This window comes from Pseudomonas sp. R19M, from assembly GCF_050312585.1.
Taxonomy (GTDB): domain Bacteria; phylum Pseudomonadota; class Gammaproteobacteria; order Pseudomonadales; family Pseudomonadaceae; genus Aquipseudomonas; species Aquipseudomonas palleroniana.
Genome location: NZ_JBNPJV010000032.1, coordinates 24,507 through 42,205 on the forward strand (window position 1 = coordinate 24,507; position 17,699 = coordinate 42,205).

The 17,699-nt window shown below is 61.4% G+C and carries 17 protein-coding genes; 13 read left to right on the plus strand and 4 right to left on the minus strand.

The genetic code is table 11. The features are described from left to right. Position 1 precedes the first annotated feature (1 nt). Positions 2–919 (minus strand): sulfate adenylyltransferase subunit CysD, encoded by a 918-nt coding sequence (gene cysD, locus ACQRBT_RS05370; protein ID WP_060754841.1) that lies wholly within the window; start codon positions 917–919, stop codon positions 2–4. 226 nt (positions 920–1,145) lie between these two features. Then, complete coding sequence (locus ACQRBT_RS05375) at positions 1,146–1,904, minus strand: Nif3-like dinuclear metal center hexameric protein (protein ID WP_412046988.1); 759 nt, start codon at positions 1,902–1,904, stop codon at positions 1,146–1,148. Positions 1,905–2,007: 103 nt separating this feature from the next. On the opposite strand from ACQRBT_RS05375, the gene algW reads away from it, so the two are divergent. The 3 genes from algW to ACQRBT_RS05390 all read left to right on the plus strand — a co-directional run bounded on the left by algW (position 2,008) and on the right by ACQRBT_RS05390 (position 6,101). Further along, a complete protein-coding gene (gene algW, locus ACQRBT_RS05380) occupies positions 2,008–3,162 on the plus strand; it encodes a Do family serine endopeptidase AlgW (protein WP_104995472.1) in 1,155 nt (384 codons plus the stop codon). A gap of 110 nt (positions 3,163–3,272) precedes the next feature. Beyond that, positions 3,273–5,369 (plus strand): TonB-dependent siderophore receptor, encoded by a 2,097-nt coding sequence (locus ACQRBT_RS05385; protein ID WP_412046987.1) that lies wholly within the window; start codon positions 3,273–3,275, stop codon positions 5,367–5,369. A 12-nt stretch (positions 5,370–5,381) separates the two neighbouring features. Beyond that, positions 5,382–6,101 (plus strand): DUF4198 domain-containing protein, encoded by a 720-nt coding sequence (locus tag ACQRBT_RS05390; RefSeq protein ID WP_161548306.1) that lies wholly within the window; start codon positions 5,382–5,384, stop codon positions 6,099–6,101. 6 nt (positions 6,102–6,107) lie between these two features. On the opposite strand, the gene hemH is transcribed toward ACQRBT_RS05390, so the two are convergent. Continuing rightward, the gene (gene hemH / locus ACQRBT_RS05395) at positions 6,108–7,130 is read right to left on the minus strand and encodes a ferrochelatase (RefSeq protein WP_412046986.1); all 1,023 of its coding nucleotides are present in this window, start codon (positions 7,128–7,130) and stop codon (positions 6,108–6,110) included. A 14-nt stretch (positions 7,131–7,144) separates the two neighbouring features. Further along, positions 7,145–8,044, minus strand: a complete 900-nt coding sequence (locus ACQRBT_RS05400; protein WP_060754835.1) for a TIGR01777 family oxidoreductase — start codon at positions 8,042–8,044, stop codon at positions 7,145–7,147. Positions 8,045–8,270: 226 nt separating this feature from the next. On the opposite strand from ACQRBT_RS05400, the gene ACQRBT_RS05405 reads away from it, so the two are divergent. The 10 genes from ACQRBT_RS05405 (at position 8,271) to ACQRBT_RS05450 (ending at position 17,693) form a co-directional block, all read left to right on the plus strand. Further along, entirely contained in the window at positions 8,271–9,257 is a 987-nt protein-coding gene (locus ACQRBT_RS05405) for an NAD(P)/FAD-dependent oxidoreductase (RefSeq protein ID WP_060754834.1), read from the plus strand. A 112-nt stretch (positions 9,258–9,369) separates the two neighbouring features. Beyond that, the gene (locus ACQRBT_RS05410; RefSeq protein WP_412046985.1) at positions 9,370–10,329 is read left to right on the plus strand and encodes a YbgA family protein; all 960 of its coding nucleotides are present in this window, start codon (positions 9,370–9,372) and stop codon (positions 10,327–10,329) included. A gap of 5 nt (positions 10,330–10,334) precedes the next feature. Continuing rightward, the gene (locus tag ACQRBT_RS05415) at positions 10,335–11,264 is read left to right on the plus strand and encodes a MerR family transcriptional regulator (protein WP_060754832.1); all 930 of its coding nucleotides are present in this window, start codon (positions 10,335–10,337) and stop codon (positions 11,262–11,264) included. Continuing rightward, complete coding sequence (gene phrB / locus ACQRBT_RS05420; RefSeq protein ID WP_412046984.1) at positions 11,265–12,707, plus strand: deoxyribodipyrimidine photo-lyase; 1,443 nt, start codon at positions 11,265–11,267, stop codon at positions 12,705–12,707. Next, on the plus strand, positions 12,700–13,122 hold the full coding sequence (locus ACQRBT_RS05425) for a nuclear transport factor 2 family protein (protein ID WP_412046983.1): 423 nt from the start codon (positions 12,700–12,702) through the stop codon (positions 13,120–13,122). The genes phrB and ACQRBT_RS05425 overlap by 8 nt, the downstream gene beginning before the upstream one ends. Beyond that, on the plus strand, positions 13,119–13,901 hold the full coding sequence (locus ACQRBT_RS05430) for an SDR family NAD(P)-dependent oxidoreductase (RefSeq protein ID WP_060754829.1): 783 nt from the start codon (positions 13,119–13,121) through the stop codon (positions 13,899–13,901). Before ACQRBT_RS05425 ends, ACQRBT_RS05430 begins: the two co-directional genes overlap by 4 nt. Then, positions 13,898–15,145: an NAD(P)/FAD-dependent oxidoreductase gene (locus tag ACQRBT_RS05435; RefSeq protein WP_412046982.1), complete on the plus strand. Its 1,248-nt coding sequence runs from the start codon at positions 13,898–13,900 to the stop codon at positions 15,143–15,145. The genes ACQRBT_RS05430 and ACQRBT_RS05435 overlap by 4 nt, the downstream gene beginning before the upstream one ends. Next, on the plus strand, positions 15,142–15,951 hold the full coding sequence (locus ACQRBT_RS05440; protein WP_412046981.1) for a DUF1365 domain-containing protein: 810 nt from the start codon (positions 15,142–15,144) through the stop codon (positions 15,949–15,951). Before ACQRBT_RS05435 ends, ACQRBT_RS05440 begins: the two co-directional genes overlap by 4 nt. Beyond that, on the plus strand, positions 15,938–17,209 hold the full coding sequence (locus ACQRBT_RS05445) for an SAM-dependent methyltransferase (protein ID WP_090366905.1): 1,272 nt from the start codon (positions 15,938–15,940) through the stop codon (positions 17,207–17,209). Before ACQRBT_RS05440 ends, ACQRBT_RS05445 begins: the two co-directional genes overlap by 14 nt. Continuing rightward, positions 17,202–17,693 (plus strand): DUF2878 domain-containing protein, encoded by a 492-nt coding sequence (locus ACQRBT_RS05450; protein WP_060754825.1) that lies wholly within the window; start codon positions 17,202–17,204, stop codon positions 17,691–17,693. Before ACQRBT_RS05445 ends, ACQRBT_RS05450 begins: the two co-directional genes overlap by 8 nt. Positions 17,694–17,699: the final 6 nt, after the last annotated feature.

Below are 17,699 nucleotides of genomic sequence, written 5' to 3' on the forward strand. Positions count from 1 at the left end.
CTTAGAAATAACCTTGACGTTTTTTGTCTTCCATCGAGCCGGCACCATCGTGGTCGATGACACGGCCCTGGCGCTCGGAAGTTCGCGTCAGGAGCATTTCCTGAATGATGTCCGTCAGCGTCTCGGCTTCGGACTCCACCGCGCCCGTCAACGGGTAGCAGCCAAGGGTACGGAAACGTACTTTCTTTTTGACGATTCGGGCCTTCTCTTCGTCGGAGAGGTGCTCAAGGATGCGGTCGTCGTCGATCATGATCAACGTGCCGTTCTTCTCGATCACATCGCGTTCGGCGGCGAAATACAGCGGCACGATCGGGATGCCTTCCAGGTAGATGTACTGCCAGATGTCCAGTTCGGTCCAGTTGGACAGCGGGAACACACGGATCGACTCGCCCTTGTTGACGTTGCCGTTGTAGACGTTCCACAGCTCGGGGCGCTGGTTCTTCGGGTCCCAGCGGTGTTTGCTGTCGCGGAACGAGTACACGCGCTCTTTGGCGCGGGATTTCTCTTCATCGCGACGGGCACCGCCAAAGGCTGCGTCGAAACCATGCTTGTCCAGGGCCTGCTTGAGGCCTTCGGTCTTCATGATGTCGGTGTGCTTGGCGCTACCGTGGGTGAATGGGTTGATGCCCTGCGCCACGCCATCCGGGTTGACGTGGGTGATCAGTTCCAGGCCAAGCTCTTGGACCATTTGGTCGCGGAACTTGTACATCTCCTGGAATTTCCAGCGGGTGTCGACGTGCATCACCGGGAACGGCAGCTTGCCCGGAAAGAACGCCTTGCGCGCCAGATGCAGCATCACGGCGGAGTCTTTACCGATCGAGTAGAGCATCACCGGGTTGTCGAACTCGGCGGCGACCTCGCGGATGATGTGGATGCTTTCCGCCTCCAGCTGTTTCAGATGCGTCAGTTTGTCGACCATGGTTACTCACGGAAAAACGATCTTATGGACGGCCAGCGGGCCGTGTTCGAGCGAGGCATGCTAGCACAGCACCTTCTTCTATTCAGGGCGCCAACTAGATCGAAACGATATATGAATATACCCCCAGGTTTGGCCTGTGGGAGGGGCTTGCTCCCGATAGCGGCGGCTCAGCCACCCTTCTCAGACTGACACACTGCCAGCACCGGCAAGCCCCCCGTCGAATGACTCAAATCGGGTTCGGGCAGTCAATGAACAAATGTTCCAGGGCGAACCGCCGCGCCAGGTAATCACCCAACGCCTGCACCCCGTAGCGCTCGGTGGCGTGATGGCCGGCGGCGATGAAGCTGATGTTGTTTTCCCGCGCACTGTGGAAGGTCTGCTCGGACGCTTCGCCACTCAGGTACAGGTCGACACCCGCAGCAATCGCCTGGTCGATGTAGCCCTGGCCACCGCCGGTACACCAGCCGACACGGCGGATCATTTCACTGCCTTCGATCAGCAGCGGCTCGCGGCCCATGGCGTCCTGCACACGGCGCGCGAAATCACGGGGCGACAAGGGCTCGACGAGGGAACCGACCAGACCGACGACCTTGGGGTTGCTCGGGTCCAGCGGGCCTTCGACGGTGATGTCGAGTTGGCGGGCAAGCTGCACGTTGTTGCCCACATCCGGGTGCAGGTCCAGCGGCAGATGGTAGGCCAGCAAGCTGATGTCGTGTTTGAGCAGGGTTTTCAGGCGGCGCTGCTTCATGCCGGTGATGCACGGGCTCTCACCCTTCCAGAAATACCCGTGATGCACCAGCACCAAGTCAGCCTCGGCTTCGACGGCAGCATCCAACAGGGCTTGGCTTGCGGTCACGCCACTGACGATGCGCCGCACTTGCGGGCGACCCTCCACCTGCAGGCCATTGGGGCAGTAATCGGCAATTTTTGCGCTGGCAAGGTAGCGGTCCGCTTCCTCGACGAGGGTGGTAAGGGGGACGGCCATATAAAGACTCCTAAATATCCCGTTCCGAGGCGCTCGCAGCCTCGTATAATGCGCGACATTATGGGCGCTCTCCCGCCCCCTGCAACCTGTCAGGACTTACTTGATGCTCAAGGCACTGCGTTTTTTTGGATGGCCATTGTTGGCTGGCGTGCTGATCGCGATGCTGATTATTCAGCGTTATCCCCAGTGGGTGGGCTTGCCCAGCCTTGATGTCAACCTGCAGCAGGCGCCGCAAACCAGTTCGGTGGTGCAAGGCCCGGTGACTTATGCGGACGCTGTCGTCATCGCCGCGCCTGCCGTGGTCAACCTGTACACCACCAAGGTCATCAACAAGCCGGCGCATCCGTTGTTTGAAGACCCGCAGTTCCGCCGTTACTTCGGTGACAACGACCCCAAGCAGCGCCGCATGGAGTCGAGCCTGGGTTCCGGGGTGATCATGAGCCCCGAAGGCTACATCCTTACCAATAACCACGTGACCAGCGGCGCCGACCAGATCGTCGTGGCCCTGCGCGATGGCCGTGAAACCCTGGCCCGCGTGGTCGGCAGCGACCCGGAAACCGACCTCGCGGTGCTGAAGATCGATTTGAAGAGCCTGCCCTCGATCACCATCGGCCGCTCGGAAGGGCTGCGCGTGGGTGATGTGGCATTGGCCATCGGCAACCCGTTCGGCGTTGGCCAGACGGTAACCATGGGCATCATCAGCGCTACCGGGCGCAACCAGTTGGGGCTCAACAGCTACGAAGATTTCATCCAGACCGACGCGGCGATCAACCCGGGCAACTCCGGCGGCGCGCTGGTGGATGCCAATGGCAACCTGACCGGCATCAATACCGCGATTTTCTCCAAGTCCGGCGGCTCCCAAGGCATCGGTTTTGCGATCCCGGTAAAACTGGCGATGGAGGTGATGAAGTCGATCATCGAACACGGCCAGGTGATTCGCGGCTGGCTGGGGATCGAAGTCCAGCCGTTGACCAAGGAACTGGCCGAATCCTTTGGCCTGACCGGTCGCCCCGGCATTGTCGTGGCGGGGATCTTCCGCGACGGCCCGGCCCAGAAAGCCGGCCTGCAATTGGGCGATGTGATCCTGAGTATCGATGGCGAGCCGGCCGGTGATGGTCGCAAATCGATGAACCAGGTGGCACGGATCAAACCGACCGAGAAGGTGACGATCCAGGTCATGCGCAACGGTAAAGAGATCAACCTGTCGGCGGAAATTGGCCTGCGCCCGCCGCCCGCGCCGATGAAGGAAGAGGGATAAGTCACATCGCAGGTGCCCGTTCGCGGGCACCTGTAAACGAATGTTTCAAAGCAATTCATTCTCATTAGGCATGTTATATTGTTTCAATATCGCTATTGGAACGCTCTACCATGTCGTCTCGAAAGTTTGTGCCCTTGGCCGGCCTGGCCCTGGGTTTGCTGCTGGACCCCGCCTACGCCGAAGACACTACCGTTGAACTGGATGCCATCAGCGTCACCACCGACGCCTATGAATCCGCCACAGGTCCGGTTGAAGGCTATCGCGCCACGCGCTCTGCCAGCGCGACCAAAACTGACACCGCGATTCGCGACATCCCCCAATCGATCAGCGTGATTCCTGCCACGGTGCTCAAGGACCTGGGCAGCCACAGCGTTGAACGCGCCCTGGAATATGCAGGCGGCGTGTCCAAGCAAAACAACTTCGGCGGCCTGACGCTCTACGAATACAGCGTGCGAGGCTTCACCACCTCCGAGTTCTACCAGGACGGTTTCAGCGCCAACCGCGGCTACCCAAGCACACCGGACACGGCCAATATCGAGCGCATTGAAGTGCTCAAGGGCCCTGCAGCCAGCCTGTATGGGCGTGGAGACCCGGGCGGCACCGTCAACATCGTCACCAAGAAACCTCAACCGGATGCCTTCACCACCCTGCAAACCAGCGCCGGCAGTTGGGACCGCTACCGTACCGCCATAGACGTCAATACGACGCTGGACAGCGAAGGCAACCTACTGTCGCGGGTCAACCTGGCGGTGGAGGACAACCACAGTTTCCGCGATCATGTGGATGCAAAGCGGGTGTTTGTCGCACCGTCCTTCAGCTTTCAACTGACGCCAGACACCCACCTGCTGGTAGAAAGTGAATTCGTACGCCACAGCTCGACATTCGATCGCGGCATCGTCGCCAACACCGGCATGTCCCGCTCCACATTTCTCGGCGAACCCAACGACGGCAATATCCGCAACCACAACAATCGGATCCAGGCCGCTATCGAACACACCCTCGACGACACTTGGCAATTGCGCCTGGCCAGCCATTACAAACAAGGCAGCCTTTGGGGCGATGCCTCGGAAAGCCGGGCACTGAACGCCGACGGCCAAACCGTCAACCGCCGTTACCGTGAGCGCTCCACCGGCTGGCACGACAGCATCACCCAACTGGAACTGCGCGGCCGGTTCGATATCGGCAGTTGGCAACACGAACTGCTGATCGGTACCGAGTACGAGGACTACCGCAAGAAGGAACGTGTCACCGCGATTGCCGGCAGCCCTTACGCCATAGACGTCTTCCACCCCGTGTATGGCCAGCCCAAACCCAACGGCACGCGCTCCGGCACAGACGTCTATGAACAAGTCAAAAGCCAGGCGCTGAACCTGCAGGATCAGATCGTCTTCACCGACCGCCTGCGCGGCATGCTTGGCGCGCGCTTGGAGCATGTGGAACAAAGCACCGAGGACTTCACGCGCAACCACGCCAAGAGCCGGCAAACCCATGACGCCCTGACCCAGCGCGCCGGCCTGCTGTACCAACTCACACCGCAAGTCGGCCTGTTTGCCAACGCCTCGACATCGTTCAAACCCAATAATGGCCTGGATGCCGGTGGCAAATCCTTCAAGCCGGAAGAAGGCGTGGGCTATGAAGTGGGTATCAAGAGCGAGCTGTTCGACGACCGCCTCAGCACCACCCTTGCCGCCTTCCATATCGACAAGGAAAACGTCCTGGCCCTGGACCCGGCCACCGACACCCAGCGCGCCATGGGCAAGGCCCGCAGCCGAGGTTTTGACCTGCAAGCCAGCGGGCAAGTGAGCGACGCCGTACGAGTCATCGGCGCCTTCGCCTACATCGACGCCGAAGTCACCCAGGGTGATAAAGCCATTCCAACCGGCAGCCGCATTCTCGGCGTGGCCAAGCGCAGCGCCAGCCTGCTGGGCGTGTACGAATTCCAGGATGGCGCGCTGCGCGGTTCGGACCTGGGCGCGGCATTCACCTATGTCGGTGACCGCTCCGGGGAAGCGGGCAGCCACTTCGAATTGCCGGCCTATCACACCGTCGACCTGCTGGCCCATTACAAGGCCAGCGAGCAGGTGACCGTGGGCCTGAACCTCAACAACCTGTTCGATGAAAAATACTACGAGCGCTCCTACAGCACCTACTGGGTCACACCCGGCGAGCCGCGCAACCTGACCCTGAGCTTGACCCTCAACCTGTAAAAGGACATCACCATGCATCCGTTCAAACCCCTCGCCCTGCTTGGCCTGCTCTTCGCCACTCAGGTATCGGCCCATGGCCTGTGGACCGAAGAACGTCGCGGCAACATCGAAGTGATCTACGGCCATGGCGCCGAGGACAACGCTTTCAAGGCCCAGAAAATCAGCGGCGCCTGGGCCTACGACGCCAGCGGCAAAATGATCCCGGTGACTGTGCAGCGCCTTGACGATCACGCACGCCTCAAGCCGCTCAAGGCACCGGCAGTATTGGCAGTGGCGCTGGATAACGGCATGTGGTCGCAAACGGCGGATAAACAGTGGATCAACAAAGGGCGTACCCAGGTGCCTGGAGCCATTGAGTCGACGCAGACCTTCAAGTACAGCCTGGCGATCTACACACCTGGCGCCAAGCTGCCCAAGCTGGACGCGCTCAAGTTGCTGATCCTGCCGGAAGCCGACCCGCTGACTGTCGGCCCGGGTCGATCATTGCCCGTGCGAGTGCTGCTCGACGGCAAGCCGGTGGCCGGGGTCAAGCTGGTGGGCGATTATCGCAACGCACCGAACACCTTGAGCACCGAAACCGATAAGGACGGACGTGCCCAGGTGCTGGTGCGCAATGAGGGCTTGAACGTGATCGCCGCGCAGGTGGTCGTGCCGCTCAAGGACAACCCCGACGTGGCAACACGTGGGTTATTCACTTCGCTGACGTTCCTCGGCGAACCTCACCACGAGTGAGGGTGTTCAGAGGTCCAACGGCGCTCTTTCGCACAACGTGTTGAGCGCCACTGCCCATTGCGGGTCGTCATTGAGGCACGGCACCAACACCAACTCCTCGCCCCCCGCTTCGCGGAATTGTTCCAATCCGCGATCGCCGATCTCTTCCAGCGTCTCGATGCAATCAGCGACAAACGCCGGGCACATCACCAGCAGCTTTTTAACCCCCTGCTGAGCCAGGGTCTCAAGGCGCGCCTCGGTGTAGGGTTCGATCCACTTCGCCCGGCCGAGCCGCGATTGAAAAGCCACCGACCACTTGCCATCGGGCAGCCCCATGCGCGCGGCAAACTCCCGCGCCACACTGAAGCACTGGCCACGGTAACAAGTCGCCCGCACTTCGGGTGACGCGTTGGCACAGCAGTCCGTGGCACCATCAAAGGCATGGCTTGGGTTGAGCTTCTTCAAGTGCCGCTCCGGCAGGCCGTGAAAACTGAACAGCAGGTGATCGTAGTCCTGCTGCAGATGCGGCTTGGCACTGGCGACCAAGGCATCGAGGTATTCGGGCTGGTCGTAGAAGGGCTGCAGGATGGCAAGGCGCACGTCGAGCTTTTTGTCCCGCGCCACACGCCGCGCCTCTTCCACCACGGTGGTTACGGTGCTGTCGGCAAACTGCGGATACAGCGGCGCCAGGGTGACGTTGCGGATACCTTGACTGGCCAGCCGGGTCAACACGCTTTCAATCGAGGGCTCGCCGTACCGCATGGCCAGCTCGACCGGGCCTTGGGTCCATTGCGCAGTCATCTGCTGCTGCAGGCGACGGCTGAGCACTACCAGCGGGGAGCCTTCTTCCCACCAGATCGAGGCATAGGCGTGGGCCGATTGCTCGGGCCGCTTGATCAGGATCAGCGATACCAGCAAACGCCGCACCGGCCACGGCAGGTCGATCACGTAGGGGTCCATCAGGAACTGATTGAGGTAGCTGCGCACATCGGCCACCGAAGTGGACGCCGGTGAGCCCAGGTTGACCAGTAACAACGCGTGATCCGTCATGCAACATCCTATCTCTAGAGGCGGCTGGACACATCTTCCAGGGCCGCGTGCAAATCAGTGAACTGAAAAGTGAAACCGGCGGCCAGTAGCCGTTCGGGGACGGCCTTCTGCCCGCCCAGCAACAACCCGGACAACTCGCCCAAACCAACCTTCAACGCCAAGGCCGGCATCGGCATGAATGCGGGGCGGTGCAGCACCTGGCCCAGCGTCTTGGCAAACTCGCGGTTACGCACCGGGTGAGGGGCGCAGGCATTATAAGGACCACTGGCGTCAGGCTTGTGCAGAAGAAAATCAATCAGGGCGATTTGATCTTTGATATGGACCCACGGCATCCACTGCCGACCATCGCCGATCGGCCCGCCCAACGCCAGCTTGAACGGCAGTAGCAGCCGCGACAAAAAGCCGCCCTCGGCTGCCAGCACCAGGCCGGTGCGCACCAGCACCACGCGCAGGCCCAATGCTTCGGCGCGCAATGCCGTTTCTTCCCAGGCGATACACAGCTGGCTGGGAAAATCATCCTGCACCGGACCGCTCGCCTCGCTCAGCTCGCGCTCGCCGCCATCGCCATACCAGCCCACCGCAGAGCCGGAAATCAACACGGCCGGTTTCTGCTCGAGACTTTCCATCCATGCCACCAGGGTTTCGGTGAGGCTGATACGGCTGCTCCACAGCAGCGTCTTGCGCTTCTTCGTCCACGGGCGATCGGCAATCGGCGCGCCGGCCAGGTTAACGACAGCGTCCACCGCGCCGATAACCTCTTGCAGGCTGCCGACACCCAGCACTTGCTCGCCACAGAGTCGGGCGACCTGCTCCGGGTCACGACTCCACACGGTCAGGCGATGGCCTTGAGCGAGCCAATAGCGGCAGAGTTGGCGACCGATCAAACCAGTACCGCCGGTCAGCAAAATATGCATAAGACGCTCCTCATGTAACGTTTGCCGCCCGCCACTGGTCTATTTTATAAGCAGGGTTCATTTGTTATCGGGCGTAGCCGTGGCCTAGAACCGCAGGGTTCCAAGCCTCTGCTTTAACCATAGGTCACGTTGTAAGAACAGTTACGCCAAAACTTATACCAAAAAACAATATTGTACAGCTATTAGTGTCGGCGTAGGCTGTACCCAACGGTAAACGAGGCCTTCCATGACTGTTCCCATCGCGATCATCGGCACCGGCATCGCCGGTCTCTCCGCCGCCCGAGCGTTACAAGACGCGGGGCACACCGTACAACTCTTCGATAAAAGCCGTGGCAGTGGCGGGCGCATGTCCAGCAAGCGCAGCGATGCCGGCTCACTGGACATGGGCGCGCAATACTTCACCGCCCGCGACCGACGTTTCGTCAACGAAGTACAGCGCTGGCAGAGCAATGGCTGGGCCGAACAGTGGAAACCACAGCTGTACAACTTCAAGTCCGGCCAGCTCAGCCCCTCCCCCGATGAACAGAGCCGCTGGGTGGGTACGCCGCGCATGAGCGCCATCACCCGCGCCTTGCTCGACGACCTGCCGGTCGAGTTTGGTTGCCGCATCACCGAGGTGTTTCAAGGCGAACACCATTGGAACCTGCTGGACGCCGACGGCGGCAATCACGGCCCGTTCAGCCACGTTGTGATCGCCACGCCGGCCCCTCAAGCAACGGCTCTGCTGGCCGCCGCGCCCAAGCTGGCGAGTGCTGCCGCCGGGGTAAAAATGGACCCAACCTGGGCCATCGCCCTCGCGTTCGACCAGCCTCTGGATACCCCCATGGAAGGCTGCTTCGTCCAAGACAGCCCTCTCGACTGGCTGGCACGCAATCGCAGCAAACCAGGGCGCGACAGCGCGCTCGACACCTGGGTACTGCACGCCACCAGCGCCTGGAGCAAAGCTCATCTGGACCTCTCCAAGGAGGCCGTGATCGAGCACTTGCACGGCGCCTTCGCTGAACTGCTGCACTGTGCCATGCCCGCGCCGTCGTTCAGCGTGGCGCACCGCTGGTTGTACGCCCGGCCGTCCAGCAGCCATGAGTTCGGCGTACTGGCCGACGCTGACCTGGGCCTGTACGTATGCGGCGACTGGTGCCTGTCGGGTCGAGTGGAAGGGGCTTGGCTCAGTGGCCAGGAAGCAGCGCGACGGCTGATCGAACATATGGCGTAGTTCACGCTTAAAAAATTGTACAAAACATTTGATTTGTACAATATTAAACCTATGATGAATGTAGTTGTACGAGCCTCCAAGGCTTGTACAGGAATTTCACAGAGGTTTGGTCATGTCCCGCACTGCAAAACCGAAGATCGCCATCAGTGCCTGCCTGCTCGGCGAGAACGTGCGCTTCAATGGCGGACACAAACAATCCCTGTTGTGCAGCCAGACCCTCGCCGACTATTTCGACTTTGTGCCGCTCTGCCCCGAAGTGGCGATCGGCATGGGCATCCCCCGCGAACCGATTCGCCTGGTAGGCGACCCGGCACAGCCGCAAGCCGTCGGTACCGTGCGCCGCGAACTGAATGTCACCCAGCCGCTGGATAATTATGGCCAGCAAATGGCTGAGCAACATACCGACCTGTGCGGCTACATCTTTATGCAGAAATCGCCGTCGTGCGGCCTGGAGCGGGTCAAGGTCTACCGCGACAATGGCACGCCCGTCGATGGCGGCGGCCGGGGCATTTATGCCAACGCGTTTTGCGCACGTCACCCCAACCTGCCGGTGGAGGAAGACGGCCGCCTGAATGACCCGGTGCTGCGAGAAAACTTCCTGACCCGCGTCTTCGTCTATGCCAGTTGGCAACAGCTATTGGCTGAGGGCCTCACCCGCCATCGCCTGCTGGCTTTCCATTCGCGCTACAAATACTTGCTGATGGCCCATAGCCCGGCGCATTACAAAAGCCTCGGTCACCTCCTGGGCAGCATGACCAAGGACATCGACTTGGAAAACCTGGCTGCCGGCTATTTCAGCGAGTTGATGACCGGCCTGAAAAAATGCGCCACCCGTGGCACCCACACTAACGTGCTGCAGCACATCAGCGGCTACCTCAAACAGGCCATCAGCGCCGAGGATAAGCAAGAAATGCAAACGGTCATCGGCCAATACCGCCACGGCATCGTGCCGCTGGTGGTGCCGCTGACCTTGCTCAAGCATCACTTTCGCCAACATCCGGACCGCTATATCGCGCAGCAGGCGTACCTGCAACCGCACCCGGAAAACCTCAGCCTGCGAAACGCGATCTGACTCATATGAAAGCTGCCCTGCTAGACGAACCCGGCGAGGACATCGCGCAAGCCCTGCAAAATGGCTGGCTGCCGATCCGTGAAGTGGCGCGCCAGACCGGTGTCAACCCGGTCACCCTGCGCGCCTGGGAACGCCGTTATGGCCTGATCGTGCCGCAGCGTACGCCCAAGGGCCACCGGCTGTTCAGCGCCGAGCATGTCCAACGTATCCACACCATTCTGACCTGGCTCAATCGCGGCGTGCCGGTCAGCCAGGTGAAATCCCTGATCGACTCAGCCCAATCTCCGCCTGACGCCGTCGAAAACGAATGGCACGCCCTGCGCCAGACACTGGTGCAGGCCATCAGCGAGCTGGCCGAGCGCCGGGTCGACGATGCGTTCAACCAGGCCATGGCGTTGTACCCGCCACGGACCTTGTGCGAGCAATTAATGCTGCCGCTGCTCAATGAACTGGAGCAAAAGTGGCAGGGCCAACTCGGCGCACAAATGGAGCGGGTGTTTTTCCTGTCATGGCTGCGCAGCAAGTTCGGCGCGCGCATCTATCACAACAATCGTCAACTGCATGGCGCCCCGTTGCTGCTGATCAACCATTCCGACTTGCCCGTGGAGCCGCACCTGTGGCTGTGCGCCTGGCTGGCCAGCAGCGCCGACTGCCCGGTGGAAGTCTTCGACTGGCCACTGCCGGCCGGCGAACTGGCGCTGGCCGTGGCTCACCTGAAACCCCGCGCCGTGGTGCTGTATTCGAGCAAATCGCTTCAGTTGGCGGCGCTGCCCAAACACTTGAGCGGCGTTGCTTGCCCTCTATTGATTGCCGGCCCCACGGTATGCATCCACCAGGCCGAACTGGTCGCGTTGAGCCGTGATACCCCGCAATTGTTCGTGGCCGAAGACCCGTTGTCGGCTCATCAGCTATTGATCCAGCGTGGAATTGTCTAAATGCATTTGATCTGGCTGCGCACCGACCTGCGCCTACACGACAACACCGCCCTGGCTGCCGCATGCCGGCGAGGCCCGACCGCGGCCATCTACGTGATCACGCCCGAACAATGGCTGGCGCACGATGATGCACCGTGCAAAGTCGACTTCTGGTTGCGCAACCTGCAGCACTTGAGCCAGACGCTGGGCACGCTGAATATTCCTTTGCTGATTCGCACAGCTGCGACCTGGGAAGAGGTACCGGGCGTGCTGAGCGCACTGTGTCGGGAGCTGTCGGTCGCGTCGGTGCATGTCAACGAGGAATACGGCATCCACGAAAGCCGCCGCGATGCCGCAGTGGCCAAGGCCCTGGAAGCCGACGGCGTGACGTTCCACAGCTACCTCGACCAACTGTTTTTCCAGCCAGGCAGCGTACTGACCAAGACCGGCACCTACTTTCAGGTATTCAGCCAGTTCCGCAAAGTCTGCTATACCCGCCTGCACAGCGCCTTGCCGCCGATCGTGCCCACGCCAGAAGCCCAGGCGCCACTCAAGCTCGACAGTGATGCGGTGCCGACCACCGTTGAAGGCTTCGAAACACCCAGTAAAAGCTTGCGTGCCCTGTGGCCGGCGGGTGAGGACGAGGCCCGCCGCCGTCTCGATGCTTTCGTCGATCAACAGATCAGCTACTACAAGGACGAACGCGACTACCCGGCCAAACCCGGCACCAGCCAGCTATCGGCGTACCTTGCCGCCGGCGTGGTGTCGCCGCGCCAATGCCTGCATGCCGCGCTGCAAACCAACCAGGGTGAATTCGAAAGCGGCGACATCGGCGCTATCACCTGGATCAACGAGCTGCTCTGGCGCGAGTTCTACAAACATATCCTCGTCGGCTACCCGCGCGTGTCGCGCCATCGCGCCTTCCGCCCCGAAACCGAAGCCGTGGCCTGGCGCCACGCGCCCAAGGAGCTGGCCGCCTGGCAGCAAGCACGCACCGGCCTGCCGATCATCGACGCCGCCATGCGCCAATTGCTGGAAACCGGCTGGATGCACAACCGCCTGCGCATGGTCGTGGCGATGTTCCTGACCAAGAACCTGTTGATCGACTGGCGTGAGGGCGAGCGCTTTTTCATGCGTCACCTGATCGACGGCGACCTGGCCGCCAACAACGGTGGCTGGCAGTGGAGCGCCTCCACCGGTACCGACTCGGCGCCGTACTTCCGGATTTTCAGCCCATTGAGCCAATCGGAAAAATTCGACGGCGAGGGTGTGTTCATCAAGCGCTGGCTGCCGGAACTGGCCGCGCTGAATAAAAAACAAGTGCACAACCCGGAGTCCGTCGGCGGCCTGTTCGGCGTGGCCGATTACCCGCGCCCGATGGTCGACCTGAAACACTCCCGCGAGCGCGCATTGGCCGCGTTCCGCAGCCTGCCGCAACGCCAGGAGGCGGCTGAACATGAGTGATTTCCTGCAACGGTTCGCCCAGGCCTTCGCCGCGTTGGACAAGCACAACCTGCACCGGCTCGACAGCCTGTACAGCCCGGACATTGTGTTCTCCGATCCGCTGCACGAAGTCCACGGGCTTCCCGCAATGCACCGTTACTTCACCCAGCTGTACAGCCATGTCAACCAGTTGCGCTTTGACTTCCAGGGGTTTGACCAAGTGGCGGAAGGCGAAGGCTACCTGCGCTGGAACATGAGTTTTCGCCACCCACGCCTGAACCACGGTGATGAAGTGAGGGTACAAGGCTGCTCACACCTGCTGTGGCACGAAAAGGTCTACCGCCATCGCGACTATTTTGATGCAGGCGCACTGCTCTATGAACACTTGCCGCTATTCGGCCGATTGATCCGTTGGCTGAAGAGGAGACTGGGATGAGCCCTACACCACCCCGCCGTTATTGGCTGACCGGCGCCAGCAGTGGCATCGGCGCCGCGCTCGCCGTGGAATTGCTCAACAGCGGTGCCCACGTGGCACTGAGCGCGCGCACCAAAGGCCCGCTGGAAGCACTCGCCCAACGTTATTCGGGGCAGGTGCTGGTAGTGGCCGGCGACCTGACCAACAGCCAGACCGTACGCGAGATCGGCGAGCGGATCGAAGCGGCCTGGGGTTCGCTGGACACGGTGATCCTCAACGCCGGCACCTGTGAATATGTCGATGCCAAACAGTTCGACTCATCGATCATCGAGTACGTGATACGCACCAACCTGCTGGCCAGCAGTTACTGCATCGAGGCCGCCTTGCCGCTCTTGCGCAAAGGGCAGAGTCCGCATCTGGTGGGGGTAGCCAGCGCGGTGACGTACCTGCCGATGCCCCGCGCCGAGGCCTATGGTGCGTCCAAGGCCGGGCTGCGCTACTTGTTCGAAGCGCTGCGCATCAGCCTGTCGCCGGAGAATATCGACGTGACGGTGATCAGCCCGGGCTTTGTCGACACGCCACTGACCGAACGCAATGATTTCCCGATGCCCTTGAGTTGGTCCGCCGACAAGGCGGCGAAGCATATCTTCGGCCAGCTTGCCAAACGGCCTTTGGAAATCGCCTTTCCCGCACTGTTCATCGCCACGTTGTGGCCGTTGTCGAAACTGCCCAACCGTGCGCAACTGATCATCGGCAAACGCATGCTGCGCAGCCCGCCACCGCAGAAGGACGACCTGTGAAGATCGCCATTATCGGCAGCGGCATCGCCGGGCTGACCAGCGCCTACCTGCTCAACCGTCGCCACGACATTACCCTGTTCGAGGCCGGCGACCGTATTGGCGGACATACCCACACCGCCAGCGTGACGGTCGAGGGCAAGCACTATGCGGTGGACACCGGTTTCATCGTGTTCAACAACTGGACCTACCCCCACTTCATTCGCCTGCTGGAGCAGCTTGGGGTGAAATTCAAACCCACTGAGATGAGCTTCTCGGTGTGCGATCAGAACACCGGTTTCGAGTACAACGGCAATAACCTCAACAGTCTCTTCGCCCAGCGCCGCAACATCCTGTCGCCAGGATTCTGGGGCATGCTGCGCGACATCCTGCGCTTCAACCATCAGGCGCCGCTGGACCTGCAACAGCAGCGCATCAGCGCCGAGATGACCCTGGGGGATTACCTGGCAGCGGGCGGCTACGGCCCACGGTTTATCCAGCACTACATCGTGCCGATGGGCGCGGCGATCTGGTCGATGTCCCTGGCGGATATGCTGGGGTTTCCCTTGCAGTTCTTTGTGCGTTTCTTCAAGAACCACGGTTTGCTGTCGGTAAACAAACGGCCGCAGTGGTGCGTGATCGAAGGTGGCTCCAGCCGTTACATAGAACCGTTGACCCAAGGCTTTCGCGAGCGGATCCGCCTCAATTGCCCTGTGCATAAGGTCGAGCGCACGCCTGAGGGCGTGGTTATCCACAGCCCTGCCGGCAGCGAGGCCTTTGACCGGGTAGTGTTGGCCTGCCACAGCGATCAAGCCCTGGCGTTGCTCGCCGACCCGAGCCAGGCCGAACAGGAGATCCTTGGCGCCCTGCCCTACGCCAACAACGATGTGGTGCTGCACACCGATACGCGCCTGTTGCCTGAGCGCAAGCTGGCCTGGGCCAGTTGGAACTACCGGCTGGCCGGCAATGCGCAGACGCAGGCGGCCGTGACCTATGACATGAACATCCTGCAAGGCATCGACAGCGAGACGACCTTCTGCGTCAGCCTCAACCAGACGCCGATGATCAACCCACTGAAGATCCTCGGGCGCTACACCTATGCCCATCCGCAATACAGCCTCGCCGCAGTGGCCGCACAAGCGCGCTGGGAAGAATTGCACGGCGCACGCCACACCTTTTATTGCGGCGCCTACTGGGCCAACGGTTTTCACGAAGACGGCGTGGTCAGCGCCCTGCGCGTGGCGCAAGCCTTTGGAGAAAGCCTGTGAACAGCGCCTTGTACAGCGGCTGGATCGCCCATCGCCGGTTTACGCCCAGAGGCCATGCCTTTCGCTACCGCATCGGCCTGCTGTACCTGGATTTGAACGAAGAAAACGAAGTACTTGGACTGTCCCCCTTGGCCGGCGCCGGCCGGCTGGCCCCCTTCGGTTTTCGTCAGCAGGATTACCTGCGTGAGTTCACTCGCCATGGCATGAGTTTGAGCGACGCCGTGCGCCAGCAAGTCGGCCAGGCGCTGGGGCGTACACCCCGAGGCGCTATCTGCCTGCTGACCCAGGCCCGCAGTTGGGGCCTGGCGTTCAACCCGGTGAGCTTTTTCTATTGCTACGAGGCCGACGGAACGCTGGCCGCCATCCTGTGTGAAGTGACCAACACCCCGTGGCGCGAACGCTACCACTACGTGCTGCCGGCCCAGGCCCTCGATGCCGGTGAGCACCAGCACTTCGCCGTAGCCAAGGCGTTTCATGTGTCGCCGTTTTTGCCCCGCGACCTGGAATATCGCATGAGTTTCAGCCCTCCCGGCGCCAGGCTGGGCGTGCATATGGCTGATTGGCAGGGCGCGCAAAAGATCTTCGACGCCACCTTGAGCCTGCAACGCCAAGCACTGGATCGCGCCAGCCTGCATCGCTACCTGTGGCGCTTTCCCTGGATGACCGCCAAGACCTGCCTGGCGATTTACTGGCAGGCGCTGCGCCTGCTGCTCAAACGCACACCGATTTTTTCCCATCAGGCCGCCGATGGCGCCTCTCGCACTGCAGTCGGGTATACCAAGGATCACCGCCATGAAATCCCCTAGCTTATCGGTCAAGCCCCACCGCATGAACGTCAACGGCATGACCGGCGCCCTGCTGCGCAAAGGCGTGCTGCGTCAACTCAGCCAACTGCGCCACGGTCAACTGGTGGTGATCGAGGACGGCGAGCGGCAGGTGTTCGGCGCACGGGAAGCGCATTTGCTTGGGGAAATCCACATCCTGGATTCGGCGGTATGGGGCCTGGTGGCGGCCAACGGCTCTATCGGTGCCGGTGAGGCGTTCATTCATGGTTACTGGAGCAGCCCGGACCTGACCGCCGTGGTGCGAGTGATGGTCAGCAACCTGGAGGTGCTCGACGCCATGGAGGGCGGCCTGGCGCGCCTCGCCCGCCCGTTCACCCAGGCGTTGCACTGGCTCAACCGCAATACCCGCAAGGGCTCGCAGAAGAATATCGCGGCCCATTACGACCTGGGCAATGACCTGTTCGAAGCATTCCTCGACCCGACCATGATGTATTCGGCAGCCCAATTCCTCACGCCCGATGACACCCTGGAACAGGCGCAACTGAACAAGCTTGCACGCATCTGCCAGAAACTGGCACTCAAGCCCACCGACCACTTGCTGGAGATCGGCACCGGCTGGGGCAGCATGGCGCTGTACGCGGCGCAGCACTACGGTTGCAAGGTCACCACCACGACGCTGTCCAAAGAGCAGTTCGCCTACACCGAGAAACGCATCGAGGCGCTGGGATTGCAGGGCCAGGTCACCCTGTTGCTGCAGGATTACCGCGACCTGAGCGGCCAGTACGACAAGCTGGTGTCCATCGAAATGATTGAAGCGGTCGGCCATCGTTTCCTGCCCACCTACTTCAAGCAATGCGCCCACCTGCTCAAGCCGCAGGGCCTGATGTTGCTGCAAGCCATCACCATCCGCGAGCAGCGTTTCGAACAGGCCAAGCGCAGCGTCGACTTTATCCAACGCTACATTTTCCCCGGTGGCGCCCTGCCGTGCGTGCAAAACATGCTGCAGATCGTCTGCCGCGACACCGACATGAACCTGCTGCACATGGAAGACTTCGGCCTGCATTACGCACGCACCCTGCGCCTGTGGCATGAGAACCTGCGCCGCGCTCACGCGCGGCTCTCCGAGCTGGGCTACGATGAGTACTTCCTGCGCTTGTGGGAGTTCTACTTGTGCTACTGCGAAGGAGGCTTCATGGAACGAACCATTGGCACCGCGCAGTTACTGCTGGCCAAACCCGCGGCGATCACTCCGCCCTTGCTCGGCCGCTTCAGTGCTTAAACCCTTGGCAAACGCCGTGCTATTCCAGTGCGGCTGGTTTGCCTGTGTGCTCGGCGGTGACAGTCGCTGGTTACTGGTGGGCGGCGCAGTGCTGGCCATCCACTTGTTATGGACCAGTTCATGGTCCCAGGAAGGCCAGGTGATTCTTGCCGTGGCCTTGCTGGGCATCGTGATCGATACCTTCCTGCGTACATTTGGGGTGTTTCATTTCAGCTTTCCAGGGCCGCTGATTCCCTTTTGGCTGATGCTGCTGTGGGCGTTGCTGGCAACCACCCTGCGGCATTGCCTGGCCTGGAGCGCTCAGCCGTGGTGGCGGGCGAGCCTGCTGGGGGCGATCGGCGGGCCGTTGTCTTATTACGCCGGCAGCCAATTGGCGGGCGTGCGTTTCGGTTACGGCACGACACTCACCCTCATCGGCCTGGCGCTGCTGTGGGCGGCGCTGTTCCCACTGCTGCACTGGATCGCACGGCAACTGGAGCAGTGACGTCTG